The organism is Aeromonas sp. L_1B5_3 (genome assembly GCF_963866575.1).
In the GTDB taxonomy this organism is placed as follows: Bacteria; Pseudomonadota; Gammaproteobacteria; order Enterobacterales; family Aeromonadaceae; genus Aeromonas; species Aeromonas jandaei.
On record NZ_CAWMDN010000068.1, the window covers coordinates 32,731 to 48,943 of the forward strand.

Below are 16,213 nucleotides of genomic sequence, written 5' to 3' on the forward strand. Positions count from 1 at the left end.
ATGACTGCTCGTGATCCGACGCCTGCAGATGCGCGCTGGTACTGGCTGGCTTATTGGTAACGGGTAAATTTGCGCGGATCGAATGCCTCGCGGATCGCTTCGCCGATAAAGGAGACCATGATCAGCACCAGGCTCACCGCCGCCACCACCGAGCTCACGATCCAGATGGCATCCAGATTGTTGATGCCTTGCGAGAGCAGCTCCCCCCAGCTCGGGGTTGGTGGTGCCAGCCCGAAGCCCAGATAGTCGAGCGCCGTCAGGGTGGAGATATTGCCCACCACGGCGAACGGCGCCAGGGTGACGATCATCATCAGGGTGTTGGGCAGGATGTGGTGGAAGATGATCCGTCCGGTGGTCGCCCCTTGCGCCCGCGCTGCCATCACATAGTCCCGCGCCCGCTCCTTGTAGGTGAGGGTGCGCATGTACCAGGTGATCCCCATCCAGCCGAACAACACGTTGATGGCTACAAACAGGCCGAAGTTGGGTTTGGCTAGCGACACCAGAATCATGATGATGTAGAGAAACGGCACCTGGGACCAGATCTCGATAAAGCGTTGCAGGATGAGATCAAAGCGGCCGCCAAGAAAGCCCATCAGACAGCCGATGGTGACCCCGATGGCGTAACTGGCCGCCAGCGCGATAAAGGCAAAGCCGATGGCGATGCGAAAGCCGTAGACCAGCCGTGCCAGCACGTCGCGACCGCTGGCGTCGGTGCCGAGGAAGTGGCGCTCAGCCATGCTCGGAGCATAGGGCGGGTAGGCATCCTCCTTGAAATCCTGCTCGTAGGGGTTCCAGGGTACCGGCGGCAACAGCACCCAGTCACCCTGACCCTCTGCTGCAAACTTGGCCTTGAGCTGGCGGTAGTTGGTTTCGTACTCATAATCGAGCCCGAACTGCTGACCGGGGATCACATTGCCATAGGTGGGGAAGTGCAGTTGGCCCTGATAGCTCACCATCAGCGCCCGGCTGTTGACCAGCAGCTCCGCCAGCAGGGAGAGTAGTACCAGCGCAGTGAAGATGATGAAGGAGTAGTAACCGCGCTTGATCGACGTGAAGCGCTTGAGTTTTTTCAAGGTAACCGGATTGAGCTTCATGATCAGTCTCCAAACCGCACGCGCGGATCAACAAGGGCAACGCAGATATCGGAGACGATATTGCCCATCAGCATCAGCATGGAGGTGATGGCCAGAATGCCCATAACGGTGGGGTAATCCCGCTCGACGATCGATTCATAACCGAGCAGGCCGATGCCGTCGATGTTGAAGATGGTCTCGATGAGAAAAGATCCGCCAAAGAAAACGGTAAGCACAGACCCCAGGTGACTGGCGATGGGGATGAGGCTGTTGCGCATGGCATGGTCGGTGACCGCCTTGCGAAACGGCAACCCCTTGGCCACGGCGGTGCGCACATAATCTGCCGACAGATTCTCCATTAGACTGTTTTTCATGGTCATGGTGAGGATGGCGAAATCCCCGATGGCGTAGGCGATAAGCGGCAGCAACGCGTGGGCAAAGAGAGTGCGGATCTGATCCCAGCTGCTCTCCATGTACTCAAAGTCGTCCCCCGGAAAACCGCCCATCGGCAGCCACTCCAGATGAAACGCAAAGACGGTGATGAGAAAGATCCCCACCACGTAGGCGGGCAGTGCATAGGCCATGTAGATGAGCATGGAGCTTAACGAGTCGAAGCGGCTGTTGTGCCTGAGCGCCTTGGCCACCCCGAGCGGGATGGAGACCGCATAGCTTAGCAGAAAGGTCGCCAGTCCGAAGAAGGCGGTGACGGGGAGCCGATCCTTGATGAGATCCCATACCGGTTCGTAATAACGGGTTGATTCGCCCAGATCGAGTACCGCCAGCTTTTGCAGCCACTCCCAGTAGGCGATCAGCATTGGCTTGTCGAGACCATAGAAGGCCTTGAGCTCCTCGATCTGTTCATCGGAGAGGGCCTGAGCCCCCTTGCTGCCACTGGCGCGGCCAGATTCATTCTGGGAAACCTGGGCTTGCAGTAGCATGCGCTCGACCGGACCGCCCGGCACGAAACGGGTGATGGTGAAGACGAGCAGGGTAATACCGAGAAACGTCGGGATGATCAAAAGCGTCCGGCGTAGGAAATACGACAGCATGATGGAACCTCGTCCTTGTTGTTCTTTTTGTGACCAGTCAAATCCGGTGACGGGCCTGTCCTTCCTGGAATTACGCGCTGGATTGGTTGCCAAACAGCAGACAATCCGCTTGGCCACTGTAAAAGCTCTGCAACAAAAATCAAGTACAAGGAAATGGAAAACTGGGAAAAATGACCCGCTGAGACCCAAATTACCGAGAAATGATGTTTTTTATCTGAAAAGCGAAAATAAAAACAAAATGCTACGGCTCAACATTATTTTAAAAAATATAAACAGCTGTTTATTTTAACTTTTAACAAATATAAGCATTTGATTTAAATTGCATTTGTTGGGATTGGTGAAATTGAGTGAAAACGATATCATCTCGATGGCTATATCTGTTATCCCTATGAAACAGGTCAGGTTCAAGCCTCATGAAGTTAGTGTTTTATTCTTATTAAGGCCGGTAAGTCGAAATAAGATATAAATAGACAGCACGTTAACTAATAAGTTCATCAATTTTTAATTCAGCGCCATTCACTGCATTTAACAATGCCTTTACATTGGTTTGGTCGTATTTGGCAGAATTATTCACTAATTATATCGGTCGAAATTAATACACTCCGCTTATTCTAACGTCTGACCTCACCACACCCATGCTCCATTGACGCCGCTAGTCAAAGATTGATAAGCCTTACGCATCGCTCCAAAGAGGGCGGTATCAGGAAGCAAACAATAAACAACCAGGAAGGATATAAGCGATGCTTAGGAAGAGCAGAATCTCTGCTGCGATTGCGTTCGCCTTGGCGAGCCTTGCTGCAGCCCCATCTGTATCTGCCGAAGAAGGGCAGAACGTCGAAAAACTGCAGAAAATCAAGGTTACTGGCTCCCGTATCTCCCGTGTCGATGTCGAGGGCGCAACTCCTGTTGTTGCTGTCAGCAAGGTCCAGATCGAACAGTCTGGTCAGCAGACTGTGGCGGATTATCTGAAACAGGCCTCTTACAACTCCTTCGGCGGTTTCTCCCCTTCATCCGGCAGTTCTGCCCAGTCACAAGCTACCGTTGGTTTGCGTGGCCTTGGGGAAGATCGCACCCTAGTGCTGCTCAATGGCAAGCGAATTGCTGGCTCTCCTACCATGGGAGGCACTGCCATCAACCTCAACACCATCCCAATGGCGGCGGTTGAGCGAGTGGAAGTGAACCTGGATGGCGGCTCCGCGCTCTACGGTTCTGATGCCATCGGTGGCGTTATCAACGTGATCCTCAAAGAGGGTTTTGAAGGCTTGTCATTCCAGGGGCGTGTCGGTTCCCCAAGCGAAGAAGGTGGGGATGAGAAGAGCGGTTCCATCGTCAGTGGCGTTTCGGGTGAGAAGGGCGCCTTGATGATGGTCTACGAGCACGATGTCAAAGACGAGATCTACTACAAGGATCGTGACTATCTGGCCAAGCAGGGGGCTGAGTCCCCTAGCCTGTATGGTCGCAATATCAAGGGGGTAGACGCGACAACTGGCAAGACGGTCACCCGTACTCTGAATGGGGTTGACTGTGAAGGCACTGGTCCCGGTTTCGTCACCAAGGGCACGGCTTGCCGTTTCGACTTTGCCAAGGTCGCAGCCAAAACCGCTTCACGCACCCGTGATACAGTCTATGTGAACGGTCGTTACCATATCAATGACAGTGTGGATTTTGTGCCGCAGATGATTGGTTCTCGCGTCACCAGTTTTGGTCGATTCGCGCCTGCTGCCGGTGCCTTCACCGTGGATGGTTCCACCCCCGAAAGTGCCGCTGTCCTCTCAGCCAACAACTTCAGCACCGCCAAAGCCGCTACCGTTTACTACCGTTTCAGCAACGTCGGGCCCCGTGACAACGATGTAACCGACTTGACCGGTACCCTGAATCTCGGTTTTGAGGGCACCGTTCCGACCGAAACTGTAGGGGATGTGGAGTGGAACGCCGGTTACATGTACTCCAAGACCGACAACCAGAGCATTGGTAATGGTTATGTTCTGGAACCAGCTGTCCAGACCCAGGTCAACAGCGGCAAGTTTGTCAATGGCAGCTTCTCCGCTGACGCCACCAAGGATCTCTCCTATACCACCAGCCGCAACTCCAAGATGGACTTCTTCCAGTGGTATGGCGGTCTGGGATGGGAGATGGGCGCATTGCCTGCTGGCCCCGTCAGCTGGTACTTGGGCGCCGAGTATAACGACTGGGTTTACTCCGATACCTATGACAGCCAGTCCGAAGCGGGTAACGTACTGGGTTCATCCGGTAACTCCGGTGGTGGTGTGCGCGATGTGTTTGCCACCTATATCGAGAGTCTGATCCCCATCACCGAGCAGATCGAGCTGAACCTGGCGGGGCGTTACGACAAGTACAGCGATTTTGGCAGCGCCTTCTCGCCCAAAGCGAGCCTGCGTTATCAGCCGCTCGACCAGCTGATGTTCCGAACCTCCTGGTCCCAGTCGTTCCGTGCGCCGGGTCTGAACGATCTTTACGCGGCGGATGCCGAGTCAGCTGACTTTGCCAAGGACTATGTTTATTGCCAGGCAAATGGTGTGACCAACTGCTCTGAAGAGCAGTATATGACCACTCGTCAATCCAACAAGAACCTGAAGGAAGAGACAGCCAATACCTTCACTATCGGTACTGCCTACAACCCTCTGGACAACCTGAACCTGTCGCTTGATTACTACTACATCAAGATTGATGACGTGATCCAGCTGGCCACCACCCAGACCCAGTTCTATCAGGAGCTCAACACCGGCAGCAACCCGAACGTCATCCGTGACGCCAACGGTGATGTCGAGATGGTCTATGCGGGCATGGTCAACCTGGGGCAACTCAAGACCAGTGGCATCGACTTCAAGGCGGACTACAAGTACGACTTCAACTCCTTCACCCTGCGTTACGACTTTGGCAGCAGCTACATCCTGAAGTATGAAGAAGGTCTGTTTGCTGGCGGCCCAATGGTCGACAAGAAGGGCTGGAATGGTAAACCCGACTTCCGTTTCAACTCCGGGATCGGTGCCAACTTCCCGCAGTTGTGGAATCTGGATACCTACCTGAGCACCAACTATATCGACTCACAGAGCCAGGATTATGTAGATGGCAAGGAAGAGGGTCATATCGCCTCCAACACCGTCTGGAACCTGAACGTAGCCGTCGATACCAGCTGGAATGCCAAGATCCAGACCGGTGTGAAGAACATGTTCAACCGCGGACCTTCCCTGTCGAGCGATGGCTTCACCTATGAAGAAGACCTCTACAGCATCGACGGTCGCGTCTACTACATCGACTACACCCAGAAGTTCTAATCAACCCCGTTGATATACAACCTCAGCCGGCCCGGTCGGGCCGGCTGTGCCCAACGTCCAAGGAAGTTACGGAGATAGGGTAATCCTATGAAGACAAGGACCATTACAATGAAGAAAGCGCTCCTTGGCAGCCTGGTTTCGGCCGCCTTGTTGACCAGCTTCAATCTGAGTGCCGCCACTGCCGGTCAGGCCGTGGACGCTCAAGTCGCCACCAATAATGCAGCCAAAGTTTCCCAGCAGAAAATCGACAGTTATGCCGAATCTGCCGAGTCTGCACTGGCCCAGTACAAGGCCGCCCTGCGTCAGGTCGACAGTCTGCGCACCTACAACGAGCAGGTGGGCAAGATGGTCGAATCCCAGAGCGCCGAGCTGGCATCGATGCAAAAGCAGATCGCCCAGATTGATCAGACCAGCACCGAAGTGGTGCCGCTGATGCTCAAGATGATCGACTCCCTCGAACAGTTTGTGTCACTGGATCTGCCGTTTCAGAAGGTCGAGCGGGAGGACCGCGTAGCGGCTCTGACCGACCTGATGAATCGGGCCGATGTCACCATCTCCGAGAAGTACCGCAAGATCCTGGAGGCTTACCAGATCGAGGAGGGCTTCAGCCGCACCATCGAGTCCTACAAGGCGAGCCTGGACAAGGATGGCAGCGAGAAGACCTACGAGTTCCTGCGCGTTGGCCGCATTGCGCTGCTTTATCAGTCCCCGGATGGCAATGAGACCGGCATGTGGAACAAGAAGACTCGCCAGTGGGAAGAGTTGCCCCAGGAGTATCGCAGTGCGGTTGAACAGGGCCTTCGCATCGCCAAGAAGCAGGCTCCTCCCGCGCTGATCAAGCTGCCGGTTCAAACAGCGGAGAAAGCATCATGAAAGGAATCAGACTTGCTATTGCCTCCCTGATTGCGGGAGCAACCCTGGTCACCCTGCCGGTGACTGCCGCCGAAAAACCGGTGGATCTCAATGCGCTGCTGAACCAGGTCAAGACATCCAGCCTGAGCGAATCCCAACTAAACAAGGAGCGGGAAGCCCGCTTCCTGGCTGACAAGAACGAGCAAGGGGCGCTGCTGGCCAAGGCCAAGGCCGAGCTGGCTGCCGAAACAGCCAAGGGCGAGCAGCTCAAGGCGACCTTCGATGCCAATGACAAGCAGCTGACCGAGCTGACTGAAACCCTGCGCCAGCGTTCCGGCAACATGGGTGAGATGTTCGGGGTGCTGCGTCAGTTTGCCGGTGAGTTCAAGGGGATCTTCAACGCCTCCGCCCGTCGGGTCGAGCATCCGGAGCAATCTGCCTTGCTGACCCGTCTGGCCGAGAGTAAAGAGCTCCCCTCCAGCGACGATCTGGAAGCGTTCTGGACTACCACCCTCAGCCGCATGGTTGATGGTGGCAAGGTGAGCCAGATCCCGGCGACCGTGGTTTATGGCGAGGGCAACCAGGCCGAGAAGACCGTCACCCAGATCGGTGAGTTCAACACCGTCTCCGAAGGCAAGTACCTCACCTTCGTGCCGGAGACCGGCAAGTTCGAGCAGCTCTCTCGTCAACCTGACAAGGGGGTGCTGGAACCTATCGCCGAGTTTGAACAGGGTGGTGACGGGGTCAAACCCATCTTCATCGACCCGTCTCGCGGCGTGATCCTCTCTTTGCTGGTGCAGTCACCGACTCTCAAGGAGCGGATCGATCAGGGTGGTGAAGTGGGTTACGTCATCATGGTGCTCGGCGTGCTCGGTACCCTGCTGGCCATCTTCTGCGGTATCCGCCTGTCGCTGATCGGCTCGTCCATGCGCAAGCAGCTGAAATCCGATCAGATCATCAAGGGCAACCCCATTGGTGACATGCTGGGGGCCTACCAGAGCCATCGCGGTGACAACATCGAGGATCTGGAGTCAAAGCTCGACGAGATCATCCTGCGCAACGTGCCCAAGTTCGAGAAGGGCATCAGCATCATCAAGCTGATCGCTTCCGTCGCGCCGCTGCTGGGCCTGCTCGGTACCGTGGTGGGGATGATTGCCACCTTCCAGGCCATCACCCTGTTCGGTACCGGCGATCCCAAGCTGATGGCAGGTGGTATCTCCGAGGCGCTGGTGACCACCATGCAGGGTCTGGTCGTCGCGGTACCCATGCTGTTCCTCTACACCATTGTGCAGACCCAGAGCCGTCGTCTGATCCAGGTGCTGGAAGAGCAGAGCGCCGGTTTCGTCGCCCGTTATCAGGAACGTCTGCACGCCTCCAAAGCCGCAGCGTAAGGAGTCACCCATGTGGTTCTGGTTGATTGAAGAAGTCGAGTCGGTCCGCCGGTTTTTGGGATTGGGGGGCGATGTACTGGTCGCCCTGTTCTTCCTGACCCTGATGATGTGGGCCCTGTTGCTGGAGCGCTGGTTCTACTTCATGGCGGTCTACCCCAGACAGGTGAGGCAGACCAAGGCCACCTGGCTGGCCCGCACCGATCATCTCTCCTGGTCTGCCAAGCAGATCCGGCGCGAGCTGGTCTCACGGGTCGCCATGGCGGTAGACAAGGGGATGCCGGTCATCAAGGTGCTGATCGCTCTCTGCCCGTTGATGGGGCTGCTCGGCACTGTGGTGGGGATGGTGCAGGTGTTTGACACCCTGGCCATCACCGGCACCGGTTCGCCGCGGGCGATGGCATCGGGGATCTCCAAGGCAACGGTACCGACCATGGCGGGCATGATTGCCGCCCTTTCCGGCCTGTTTTTTGTCAACCAGCTCGATCACAAGGCCAAACTGGCGGTGCAAAAGCTGGAAGACAACCTGAAACACGGCTGATGCAGGATGCATCCCCCCGGTGAGGCATGGCCTGCCGGGGGCACAGAACAAGCAAGGAGTTTCTGCTATGAGAAAACGTTACAGCGACAGCGGTGCCGACGAGGCGGCTATCGATTTGACCCCCATGCTGGACATAGTGTTCATCATGCTGATCTTCTTCATCGTCACCACCTCCTTCGTCAAGGAGTCCGGTGTCGAAATCAACCGTCCCAGTGCCAGCACGGCCGAGACGGTGAAGAAGGGCAATATCATGGTCGCGGTACGCGAAAACGGTCAGGTCTGGGTCGACAAGCGCATCGTCGAAGTGGGGGCGGTACGTGCCAACATCGAGCGGCTGCGGGCCGAAAACCCGGAGAGCGCTGTGGTGATCCAGGCCGATACCGAATCCCGTTCCGGTCTGGTGGTGCAGGTCATGGATCAGATCCGTATGGCCGGTGTCCAGAACATCTCCATCGCTGCCAGCAAGAGCAGCTGATGCTGGAGAGAGACCTATGAGATACCTGATATCGTTGGCGGTCTCCTGTGTGGTGGTGTTCTTTCTATTTCTGGGAATGAACAAGCTGATCACACCGGATCACCGGGAGCTGGTGGAGAAGGATGACGTCGCCATGACCGATTTTATTCGCATCAAGCCCCAGGAGACCCTGCAAGAGAAGCAACGGGAGCTGCCGAAACCGCCGCCGCCGAACCGTCCACCGCCCCCTCCCGAGATGGAGGTGGCCAGCACGGATCGGCCGCAGATGGAGAGCTCTCCCATGGATATGCCCAAGCTCGACATTCCGGTCAACATCGGTGGCGGCAACGCCCTCGGTGCCTACAGCACCGGTGGCGGCGGTGGCGGGATCGGTGGCAACAACGGTGCCATTCCGCTGGCAACCTTCGAGCCCATGATGCCCCGTAAGGCGGCTCTGGCGGGGCTGGCCTCCGGCAAGGTGCTGGTGGAGTTTACCGTCACCGAGCGCGGCACCGTCAGCAACGTACGGATCGTCAAGGAAGAGCCACGCAGCTATGACCTTGGCAAAGAGGCGCGCAAAACCATCGCCAAGTGGACGTTCAAGCCCGCTATGGCAGATGGCAAACCGCAAGAGAGCCGCATGCAGCAAGAGATCGAGTTCGCGGTCAACTAAGGAAGGTGGCGATGAACAAGTTACACAAGATGATCCTCGCCCCGGTCGCCATGGCGGTGCTGCTTAGCACCGCCAGCTGGGCCGCCGAGCAGCCGGCCCTGTCGGATCGGGCTTATCGGGCGGTCAACAAGGCGCAGGAGCTGATCACTGACAAACAATACGGTCTGGCTAATGCCCGATTGCAGGAGGCGCTATCCAGCGTGGGCGATAGGGTCTACGACAAGGGGGTCATATTGCAGACTCTCGGTTTCGTGGCCGCCCAGCAGGAGAAATATGGCCAGGCGACCAAGTACTTTGCCGATGCCATCGCGACAGGCGGTCTGCCGCCACCGGTGGCCCAGCAGGTGCGCTACAACCTGGCCCAGCTTTATATGGCGGAGGGCAACTTCCAGGGGTCGATAAAGACCATGAGGGAGTGGTTTGCCAACCAGGGCAAAGATGACAAGCCCAACTCCCACGCCTATATCACCCTGGCCAACGCCCACGTGCAGCTCAAGCAGTACCGTGAGGCCATTCCGGTGGTGGATCAGGCGATCAAGCTTTCGGCGGGCAAAGCGCCGGAGTCCTGGTATCTGCTGAAGATGGCGGCCCACTACGAACTGAAACAGTACAAGCAGGCGACCGAGGTGCTGACCATCCTGGTCGACATGCACCCGCAGCAGAAGAAGTACTGGACCCAGCTCTCGGCCATGCATATGCAGGCAGGCAACGATAGCAAGGCGCTGGCGGCACTGGAGGCAGCCTATAGCCTTGGCATGCTGACCGAACCGGCCGAATTGCAGCGTCTGGCCAACTATCTCGCCTTCAGCGGCATTCCCCATCGTGCAGCGCGGGTGATGGAGAAAGGGATGAAGGATGGGGTGATTGAGCAGAGCGCAAGCAACTACAAAACCCTGGCCAACTATTGGCATCAGGCCAAGGAGCTGGATCCGGCCATCGACACCCTGGCCAAATCCTATCAGCTGGTCCCGAATGCCGAATTACAGCTGAAAATGGCGCGAATGATGATCCAGAGCAAGCGCTATCAGGATCTGGTAGAGCTGGCCGCCAAGCCTGCGGCCAATGCCAATGGTGAACAGCGTGCAGATCTGAAGTTTCTGACCGGAGTCGCCTATTTTGAGCAACAGAAGCCGAAGGAGGCCCTCAACGCCTTCACCCAAGCGGCTCAGAATGGCAACGTCAGCGGGCGGGCATCCCCTTGGATCAGCTTCCTCAAGGAGCAGAGTGGCGTGGGGAGGCGGCCGTCCAGTAATTCCAATGACAACTACCTGTAGTCCCTTTTATGGTTGCCTGGTGGCGCCATTAACCGCTCTTTGGAGCGGTTTTTTTATGGCTGTAGCCAGCACTGGCTGGTGGTCCAAGTGCTGTTTTATCCCTTTTCATGCAAATAAAGAGCCTCCGTCAACATTGGTCTATCTCCCCGGATGTGAAAAACGTTTTGGCCACTGCTGTAACCGTGACACAAGGTGGCGCAGCATCTTGGTTGACGGGGGCGAGGGTAGTCTGCTGACAGGGGGGCGGTGCTATCCATCTCTCTCAGCTGCAAATTGCTAGTGTAGCTTTTGCCCTGTTGATAAGTGTCACACTGAAAACGGCCACTTTTAACAAGAAAAGCAACATATGGAAGTTGAAATTTTGGCCGACTCGGGAAAGAATGCGCGCTCGGTTATTGGCGCCGTGGTGCAGGTTTACCCGCCACCGGCAGACCGAGGATGAGACGGCCTCCGGCCCATTTGGTACAGGAAACCACACAGGAATTTTATGAATCCCCTTCGCACTGCCGCTTCGGCGCTTTTTTGCACACTTGCCCTGGTCAGCCAGCAGGCCGCTGCCGTTGAATACACTCTGCCTGCGGCCAACAGCCGCCTGATCGGCGAGAACCAGGAATACGTGGTGCCCGCGGACAACCGTCCGCTGGAGCAGATCGCCGCTGACTTCCAGCTGGGTCTCACCAACATCATGGAAGCCAACCCGGGCGTTGATCCCTATCTGCCGAAGGCGGGTAGTACCCTGATCATCCCCCATCAGCTGATCCTGCCCAACGCCCCCCGCGAAGGGATCGTCATCAACGTTGCCGAGATGCGCCTCTACTACTACCCGAAGGGCAAGAACGTGGTGGAAGTACTGCCTATCGGCATCGGCCAGCTGGGGGTCAACACCCCGGAGAACTGGATTACCAAGGTAGAGCGCAAGCGCGCCAACCCGACCTGGACCCCGACCGAGAACATCCGTCGCCGTTATGCCGCCCAAGGCGTGACCCTGCCTGCGGTATGGCCGGCTGGCCCGGATAACCCCATGGGTCTGCACGCCCTTTACATCGGCAACCTCTATGCCATCCACGGCACCAACGCCAGCTTCGGCATCGGTCTGCGGGTGAGCAGCGGCTGCGTGCGTCTGCGCGCCGACGACATCAAGTATCTGTTCGACAACGTGCCGGTCGGCACCCGTGTCCAGTTCGTCAACCAGCCGGTCAAGACCTCGGTCGAGCCGGATGGCGGTCGCTACATGGAAGTGCACGAGCCGCTGTCGCGCAACGAGGAGGAGTTCAACTCCACCGCCTCCGTGCCGCTCCCTATGACCCCGGCCATCACCCGCTTCATCGCCCATGCCGAGTCTGACTCCAACGTGGTCAAGCAGGTGCTGGAGCAGCGTACCGGCCTGCCGACCCGTCTCAATCCCTGATTGAACATGCAGCCAGCGCCAAGCGCACTGGTAAGGTAGGCAAAGAAAACGGCGACCAGATGGTCGCCGTTTTTTATTGCTTCGCTTGCTGCAGCTTATGGTACGCAGACTGGGCAGAAGGCGTAGGTGCCTTGCGGGTCGTTGAAGCGGGTGAGCGGGTCGAGAGTGCGGTTCACCTCGCTCAGCGCCTTGCCAAAGCCGGCCGGCAGCCAGCTCTGCAGCTGCGGGGAGAGCACGCGGGCGCTGCTGTCAAACAGCTGGCGCAGGAACTTGTCCTTGGTGGACTCCTCCTGTTCGATGGGGGTCACCTGCCACTCCTTGAGGTTGGCCAGATCTGCGGCGGCCTTGATGGCGTCATTGAGGTTGCCGAACTCATCCACCAGACCGAGCTCCTTGGCATCCTCGCCAGTCCAGACCCGGCCTTCAGCCGCTTTCTCAGCCTCTTCCGGGCTCAGGCCGCGGCCCTTGCTCACCAGACCGACGAAGCGCTGGTAGGTATCCTCGACGTTCAGCTGGATCGCCTGACCGACGTGCTCCGGCAGGGCGCTGGTCAGGCCGACGCCGACATAATCGGTGGTGCCGACGCCGTCGGTGTGCACGCCGTACTGGGAGAGCGCTTTGTCGATGGTGGCGAACATGCCGAATACCCCGATGGAGCCGGTGAGGGTGGTCGGGGAGGCGAAGATCTTGTCCGCATCGGCAGAGATCCAGTAGCCACCGGAGGCGGCGTAGCTGCCCATGGAGACCACTACCGGCTTGCCCGCCTGTTTCAGGGCCAGCAGCTCGGCGCGGATCTGCTCGGCGGCGAAGGCGCTGCCGCCCGGGCTGTCGACCCGCAATACTACGGCTTTGACCTTGTCATCGCGGCGAGCATCGGCCAGCAGGTCGGAGAGGGTATCGCCGCCGATGGTGCCGGCAGGCTGGACGCCATCCATGATGGCGCCGCTGGCGACCACCAGACCCACTTCATCCTTGCCGCTCTGGGGATACTGATCCGGAATGGCGGCCAGATACTCTTTCAGGCCAACCCCTTTCCAGCCGTGGTCGTCGCTCTCGCCCACTTCCTTGATGACCGCCTGGGTCATCTCGTCGCGGGTCGCCAGCTGATCCACCAGCCCGTTGTCGAGGGCGTAGTTGGCGGCGTTGCCACCGGCCTTGCGCAGCAGCTCGAGGAAGCGATCCTTGCCCGGCGCGACGGCGTCCGGTTCGATTTCGCGCTGTTCGGCTACATCGGCCACATAGGATTGCCACAGCTGATCCAGCCAGCGCTGGTTCGCCTCCTTGCTCTCGGGGGACATCTCGTCGCGGGTATAGGGTTCGACGAAGGATTTGTAGGTGCCGACCTTGAACACGTGCGGGGTGATGTTGAGCTTCTCCAGCGCCGACTTGAAGTAGGTCTGGTAGACGCCGAGCCCCTCGATCACCACGGCGCCGCTCTGGTTGAGCAGCACGTGATCGGCATGGGCGGCCAGCAGGTATTGGCCCTGGCTGTAGAAGTCGGCCATGGCGATAACCGGTTTGCCGCTCTCCTTGAACTCGTCGATGGCGGCAGTCACCTCCTGCAGCTTGGAGAAGCTGGTGCCCTGCAGCCCTTGCGGTTTGATCACCAGCGCCTTGATGCGATCGTCATCCTTGGCGCTGCGAATGGCCCACAGCAGGTCGGAGAGGAGGATCTCGCTCGGCTGCTCGTCGCTGTTGTCCATCTGGCGCAGCAGTTGCGAGGTGGGATCGGTCGTGCTGCGCTGTTCCACCAGTACGCCGTTGAGGTTGAGGGTCAGCGCCCCTTCGATGGGCGTCTCCGGAGCCTCTTTCTGGCCAACGCTGTAGACGATGACCAGCACCAGTGCGAGAAACAGCAGATTGACCAGCATCAGCCGGGTGAAATTGAGCAGGCGCCACAGCGTGCGGAACAGCCAACCCAGACCTTTGAAGATAGACATAGTCGAGTTATCGCCCTGTTAATGGGTTAAAGAGGGCTCATTATTAACCAGTTGGCCCCCCAATTGCCATTTCCTGCAAAGAGTTACCGCTTAACTTCGTTCAGGGCACGGCTGTTCGCTGAAAAATCATCCAAACAATTGTTTGAAAAAGCATTTTCGATTCTTTACTCTAGTTGCAGTTTGATAACAAAAAATTAACTGGAGGCGTCGTGAGTCGTTACCCAACCCTGCTGACCCCGCTCGATCTCGGCTTCACCCAGCTGCGCAACCGCGTCTTGATGGGTTCCATGCATACCGGCCTTGAAGAGGAGAAGGGCGGTTTTGACAAGCTGGCCGCCTTCTACGCCGAGCGCGCCCGCGGCGGCGTCGGTCTTATCGTCACCGGCGGCATCGCCCCCAGCCTGCGTGGACGGCTGGTGCCTCACGGCTCCCAGCTGAGCTTTCCCTGGCAGGTAAGCAAGCACAAGAAGGTGACCAGTGCCGTGCATAAGGAGGGGGGCAAGATAGCGCTGCAGATCCTCCATGCGGGCCGCTACGCCTACCATCCGTTCAGTCTGGCGCCAAGCTCCCTCAAGGCGCCTATCTCCCCCTTCAAGCCGCGCGCCATGAGCGAGCGGCAGATCCGCGGCACCATCCGCGACTTCGCTGCCACCGCAGCGCTGGCCAAGGCGGCCGGTTATGACGGGGTCGAGGTGATGGGTTCGGAAGGCTATCTCATCAACCAGTTCATCTGCGAGCGCACCAATCAGCGCAGCGATGGCTGGGGTGGCAGCTTCGAGAAGCGGATGCGCTTCCCGGTGGAGATTGTCCGCGCCATCCGCGAGCGGGTTGGCACTGACTTCATCATTATCTTCCGTCTCTCCATGCTCGATCTGGTAGAGCAGGGCTCGACCCTGGAAGAGGTGATTGCCCTTGGCAAAGCGCTGGAGGCGGTGGGGGTGACCCTCATCAACACCGGTATCGGCTGGCATGAGGCGCGCATTCCCACCATCGCCACCAGCGTGCCGCGCGGCGCTTTCAGCTGGGTGACCGCCGAGCTGAAAAAACACCTCAAGGTACCGCTTATCACTACCAACCGGATCAACACTCCCGAGGTGGCCGAGCGCATTCTGGCAGGCGGCGAGGCGGACATGGTCTCCATGGCGCGCCCCTTCCTGGCTGACCCGGAATTTGTCATCAAGGCTGCCGAGGACAGGGCGGACGAGATCAACACCTGCATCGCCTGCAATCAGGCTTGTCTCGACCACGTCTTCAAGCAGAAGCGCGCCTCCTGTCTGGTCAATCCCCGTGCCTGTTTCGAGACCGAATTGACGTTTGGCCGCGTGCCGCAGCCCAAGAAGCTGGCGGTGGTGGGGGCGGGCCCCGCCGGGCTGGCCTTTGCCTGCTACGCTGCCGAGCGCGGCCATCAGGTGAGCCTGTTCGATCAGGCGAGCGAGATTGGCGGCCAGTTCAACTTCGCCAAGCAGATCCCGGGCAAGGAGGAGTTTCACGAAACCCTGCGCTATTTCGCCAAGCGGCTGGAGAAGTGCGGCGTCGAGCTCTATCTGGGCCAACGCCAGAGTGCCGAAAGCCTGCTCGGCGGCGGTTTTGACGAGGTGATCCTCGCCACCGGTATCCGCCCGCGTACTCCCAATATTCCGGGGATCGAGCATCCCAAGGTATTGAACTACCTCGATGTATTGCGGGATCACAAGCCGGTCGGCCAGAAGGTGGCGGTGATCGGCGCCGGCGGCATTGGCTTTGATGTTGCTGAGTATCTGGTCGAGAAGAAGGTGGAGATGGATGCCGAAGGGCATCGTGATCACTGGCTCAAGGAGTGGGGCATCGACAAGCAGCTCGGCGAGCGCGGTGGCCTCACCATCCCTGAAGTCGATGCGCCAGAGCGCCAGATCTGGCTGCTCCAGCGCAAGGAGAGCAAGGTGGGCGACGGCCTTGGCAAAACCACCGGCTGGATCCACCGTACCGTGCTCAAGAACCGCAAGGTGCAGATGCTCTCCGGCGTGCAGTACCTGCGCATCGATGACGACGGGCTTCATATTCAGGTGGGTGACAAGCAGCAGTGTCTGCCGGTGGATCAGGTGATCATCTGCGCCGGACAAGAGCCCCTCAAGGAGCTGCAGGCCGGTCTGCAGGCCGCAGGCAAGCCGGTGCATATCATAGGTGGTGCCGATGTGGCTGCCGAGCTGGATGCCAAGCGGGCGATCAGACAGGGCGCCGAACTGGCGGCGGTCATCTAATCTCTCCCCGCCATCATGAAGGAGATAA

At 58.4% G+C, this 16,213-nt stretch carries 13 protein-coding genes; 10 read left to right on the plus strand and 3 right to left on the minus strand.

The window, feature by feature from the left end; all coding sequences use genetic code 11:
• Positions 1-50 precede the first annotated feature (50 nt).
• Both AACR93_RS04205 and AACR93_RS04210 read right to left on the minus strand, forming a co-directional pair.
• Positions 51-1,094 carry an ABC transporter permease gene (locus tag AACR93_RS04205; protein WP_043850087.1) on the minus strand — a complete coding sequence of 348 codons (1,044 nt, stop codon included), beginning with the start codon at positions 1,092-1,094 and terminating at the stop codon, positions 51-53.
• 2 nt (positions 1,095-1,096) lie between these two features.
• Entirely contained in the window at positions 1,097-2,122 is a 1,026-nt protein-coding gene (locus tag AACR93_RS04210; protein WP_043850088.1) for an ABC transporter permease subunit, read from the minus strand.
• Here AACR93_RS04210 and AACR93_RS04215 point away from each other — a divergent pair.
• From AACR93_RS04215 to AACR93_RS04255, 9 genes are all read left to right on the plus strand, one after another.
• On the plus strand, positions 2,121-2,411 hold the full coding sequence (locus tag AACR93_RS04215; RefSeq protein WP_156152899.1) for a hypothetical protein: 291 nt from the start codon (positions 2,121-2,123) through the stop codon (positions 2,409-2,411). The two genes, AACR93_RS04210 and AACR93_RS04215, sit on opposite strands and share 2 nt — an antisense overlap.
• Before the next feature lie 451 nt (positions 2,412-2,862).
• Positions 2,863-5,418: a TonB-dependent receptor gene (locus AACR93_RS04220; RefSeq protein ID WP_043850089.1), complete on the plus strand. Its 2,556-nt coding sequence runs from the start codon at positions 2,863-2,865 to the stop codon at positions 5,416-5,418.
• Positions 5,419-5,526: 108 nt separating this feature from the next.
• Positions 5,527-6,291: a DUF3450 domain-containing protein gene (locus AACR93_RS04225; protein ID WP_042031683.1), complete on the plus strand. Its 765-nt coding sequence runs from the start codon at positions 5,527-5,529 to the stop codon at positions 6,289-6,291.
• Positions 6,288-7,661, plus strand: coding sequence for a MotA/TolQ/ExbB proton channel family protein (locus AACR93_RS04230; protein WP_042031682.1), 1,374 nt, complete (start codon positions 6,288-6,290; stop codon positions 7,659-7,661). The genes AACR93_RS04225 and AACR93_RS04230 overlap by 4 nt, the downstream gene beginning before the upstream one ends.
• Positions 7,662-7,671: 10 nt before the next feature.
• Positions 7,672-8,199: a MotA/TolQ/ExbB proton channel family protein gene (locus tag AACR93_RS04235; protein ID WP_043850090.1), complete on the plus strand. Its 528-nt coding sequence runs from the start codon at positions 7,672-7,674 to the stop codon at positions 8,197-8,199.
• A 67-nt stretch (positions 8,200-8,266) separates the two neighbouring features.
• Positions 8,267-8,674 carry an ExbD/TolR family protein gene (locus tag AACR93_RS04240; protein ID WP_033137735.1) on the plus strand — a complete coding sequence of 136 codons (408 nt, stop codon included), beginning with the start codon at positions 8,267-8,269 and terminating at the stop codon, positions 8,672-8,674.
• Between the two features lie 16 nt (positions 8,675-8,690).
• A complete protein-coding gene (locus AACR93_RS04245) occupies positions 8,691-9,326 on the plus strand; it encodes an energy transducer TonB (protein WP_042031680.1) in 636 nt (211 codons plus the stop codon).
• 11 nt (positions 9,327-9,337) lie between these two features.
• Positions 9,338-10,600, plus strand: coding sequence for a tetratricopeptide repeat protein (locus AACR93_RS04250; protein WP_043850091.1), 1,263 nt, complete (start codon positions 9,338-9,340; stop codon positions 10,598-10,600).
• A 487-nt stretch (positions 10,601-11,087) separates the two neighbouring features.
• Positions 11,088-12,008: a L,D-transpeptidase family protein gene (locus AACR93_RS04255; protein ID WP_042031678.1), complete on the plus strand. Its 921-nt coding sequence runs from the start codon at positions 11,088-11,090 to the stop codon at positions 12,006-12,008.
• A 95-nt stretch (positions 12,009-12,103) separates the two neighbouring features.
• Here AACR93_RS04255 and sppA read toward each other — a convergent pair whose 3' ends face one another.
• The gene (gene sppA, locus AACR93_RS04260) at positions 12,104-13,948 is read right to left on the minus strand and encodes a signal peptide peptidase SppA (protein ID WP_043850092.1); all 1,845 of its coding nucleotides are present in this window, start codon (positions 13,946-13,948) and stop codon (positions 12,104-12,106) included.
• A 209-nt stretch (positions 13,949-14,157) separates the two neighbouring features.
• Between sppA and AACR93_RS04265 the strand changes: the two genes are divergently transcribed.
• Positions 14,158-16,185 (plus strand): oxidoreductase, encoded by a 2,028-nt coding sequence (locus AACR93_RS04265; RefSeq protein WP_043850093.1) that lies wholly within the window; start codon positions 14,158-14,160, stop codon positions 16,183-16,185.
• Positions 16,186-16,213 lie beyond the last annotated feature (28 nt).

What these genes read in the sequence shown, in the direction of transcription:
- sppA (WP_043850092.1), bottom strand. Translation starts at nt 13,948, where the DNA reads ATGTCTATCTTCAAAGGTCTGGGTTGGCTGTTCCGCACGCTGTGGCGC.
- AACR93_RS04245 (WP_042031680.1), top strand. Translation starts at nt 8,691, where the DNA reads ATGAGATACCTGATATCGTTGGCGGTCTCCTGTGTGGTGGTGTTCTTT.
- AACR93_RS04250 (WP_043850091.1), top strand. Translation starts at nt 9,338, where the DNA reads ATGAACAAGTTACACAAGATGATCCTCGCCCCGGTCGCCATGGCGGTG.
- AACR93_RS04205 (WP_043850087.1), bottom strand. Translation starts at nt 1,094, where the DNA reads ATGAAGCTCAATCCGGTTACCTTGAAAAAACTCAAGCGCTTCACGTCG.
- AACR93_RS04255 (WP_042031678.1), top strand. Translation starts at nt 11,088, where the DNA reads ATGAATCCCCTTCGCACTGCCGCTTCGGCGCTTTTTTGCACACTTGCC.
- AACR93_RS04225 (WP_042031683.1), top strand. Translation starts at nt 5,527, where the DNA reads ATGAAGAAAGCGCTCCTTGGCAGCCTGGTTTCGGCCGCCTTGTTGACC.
- AACR93_RS04230 (WP_042031682.1), top strand. Translation starts at nt 6,288, where the DNA reads ATGAAAGGAATCAGACTTGCTATTGCCTCCCTGATTGCGGGAGCAACC.
- AACR93_RS04210 (WP_043850088.1), bottom strand. Translation starts at nt 2,122, where the DNA reads ATGCTGTCGTATTTCCTACGCCGGACGCTTTTGATCATCCCGACGTTT.
- AACR93_RS04220 (WP_043850089.1), top strand. Translation starts at nt 2,863, where the DNA reads ATGCTTAGGAAGAGCAGAATCTCTGCTGCGATTGCGTTCGCCTTGGCG.
- AACR93_RS04235 (WP_043850090.1), top strand. Translation starts at nt 7,672, where the DNA reads ATGTGGTTCTGGTTGATTGAAGAAGTCGAGTCGGTCCGCCGGTTTTTG.
- AACR93_RS04215 (WP_156152899.1), top strand. Translation starts at nt 2,121, where the DNA reads ATGATGGAACCTCGTCCTTGTTGTTCTTTTTGTGACCAGTCAAATCCG.
- AACR93_RS04240 (WP_033137735.1), top strand. Translation starts at nt 8,267, where the DNA reads ATGAGAAAACGTTACAGCGACAGCGGTGCCGACGAGGCGGCTATCGAT.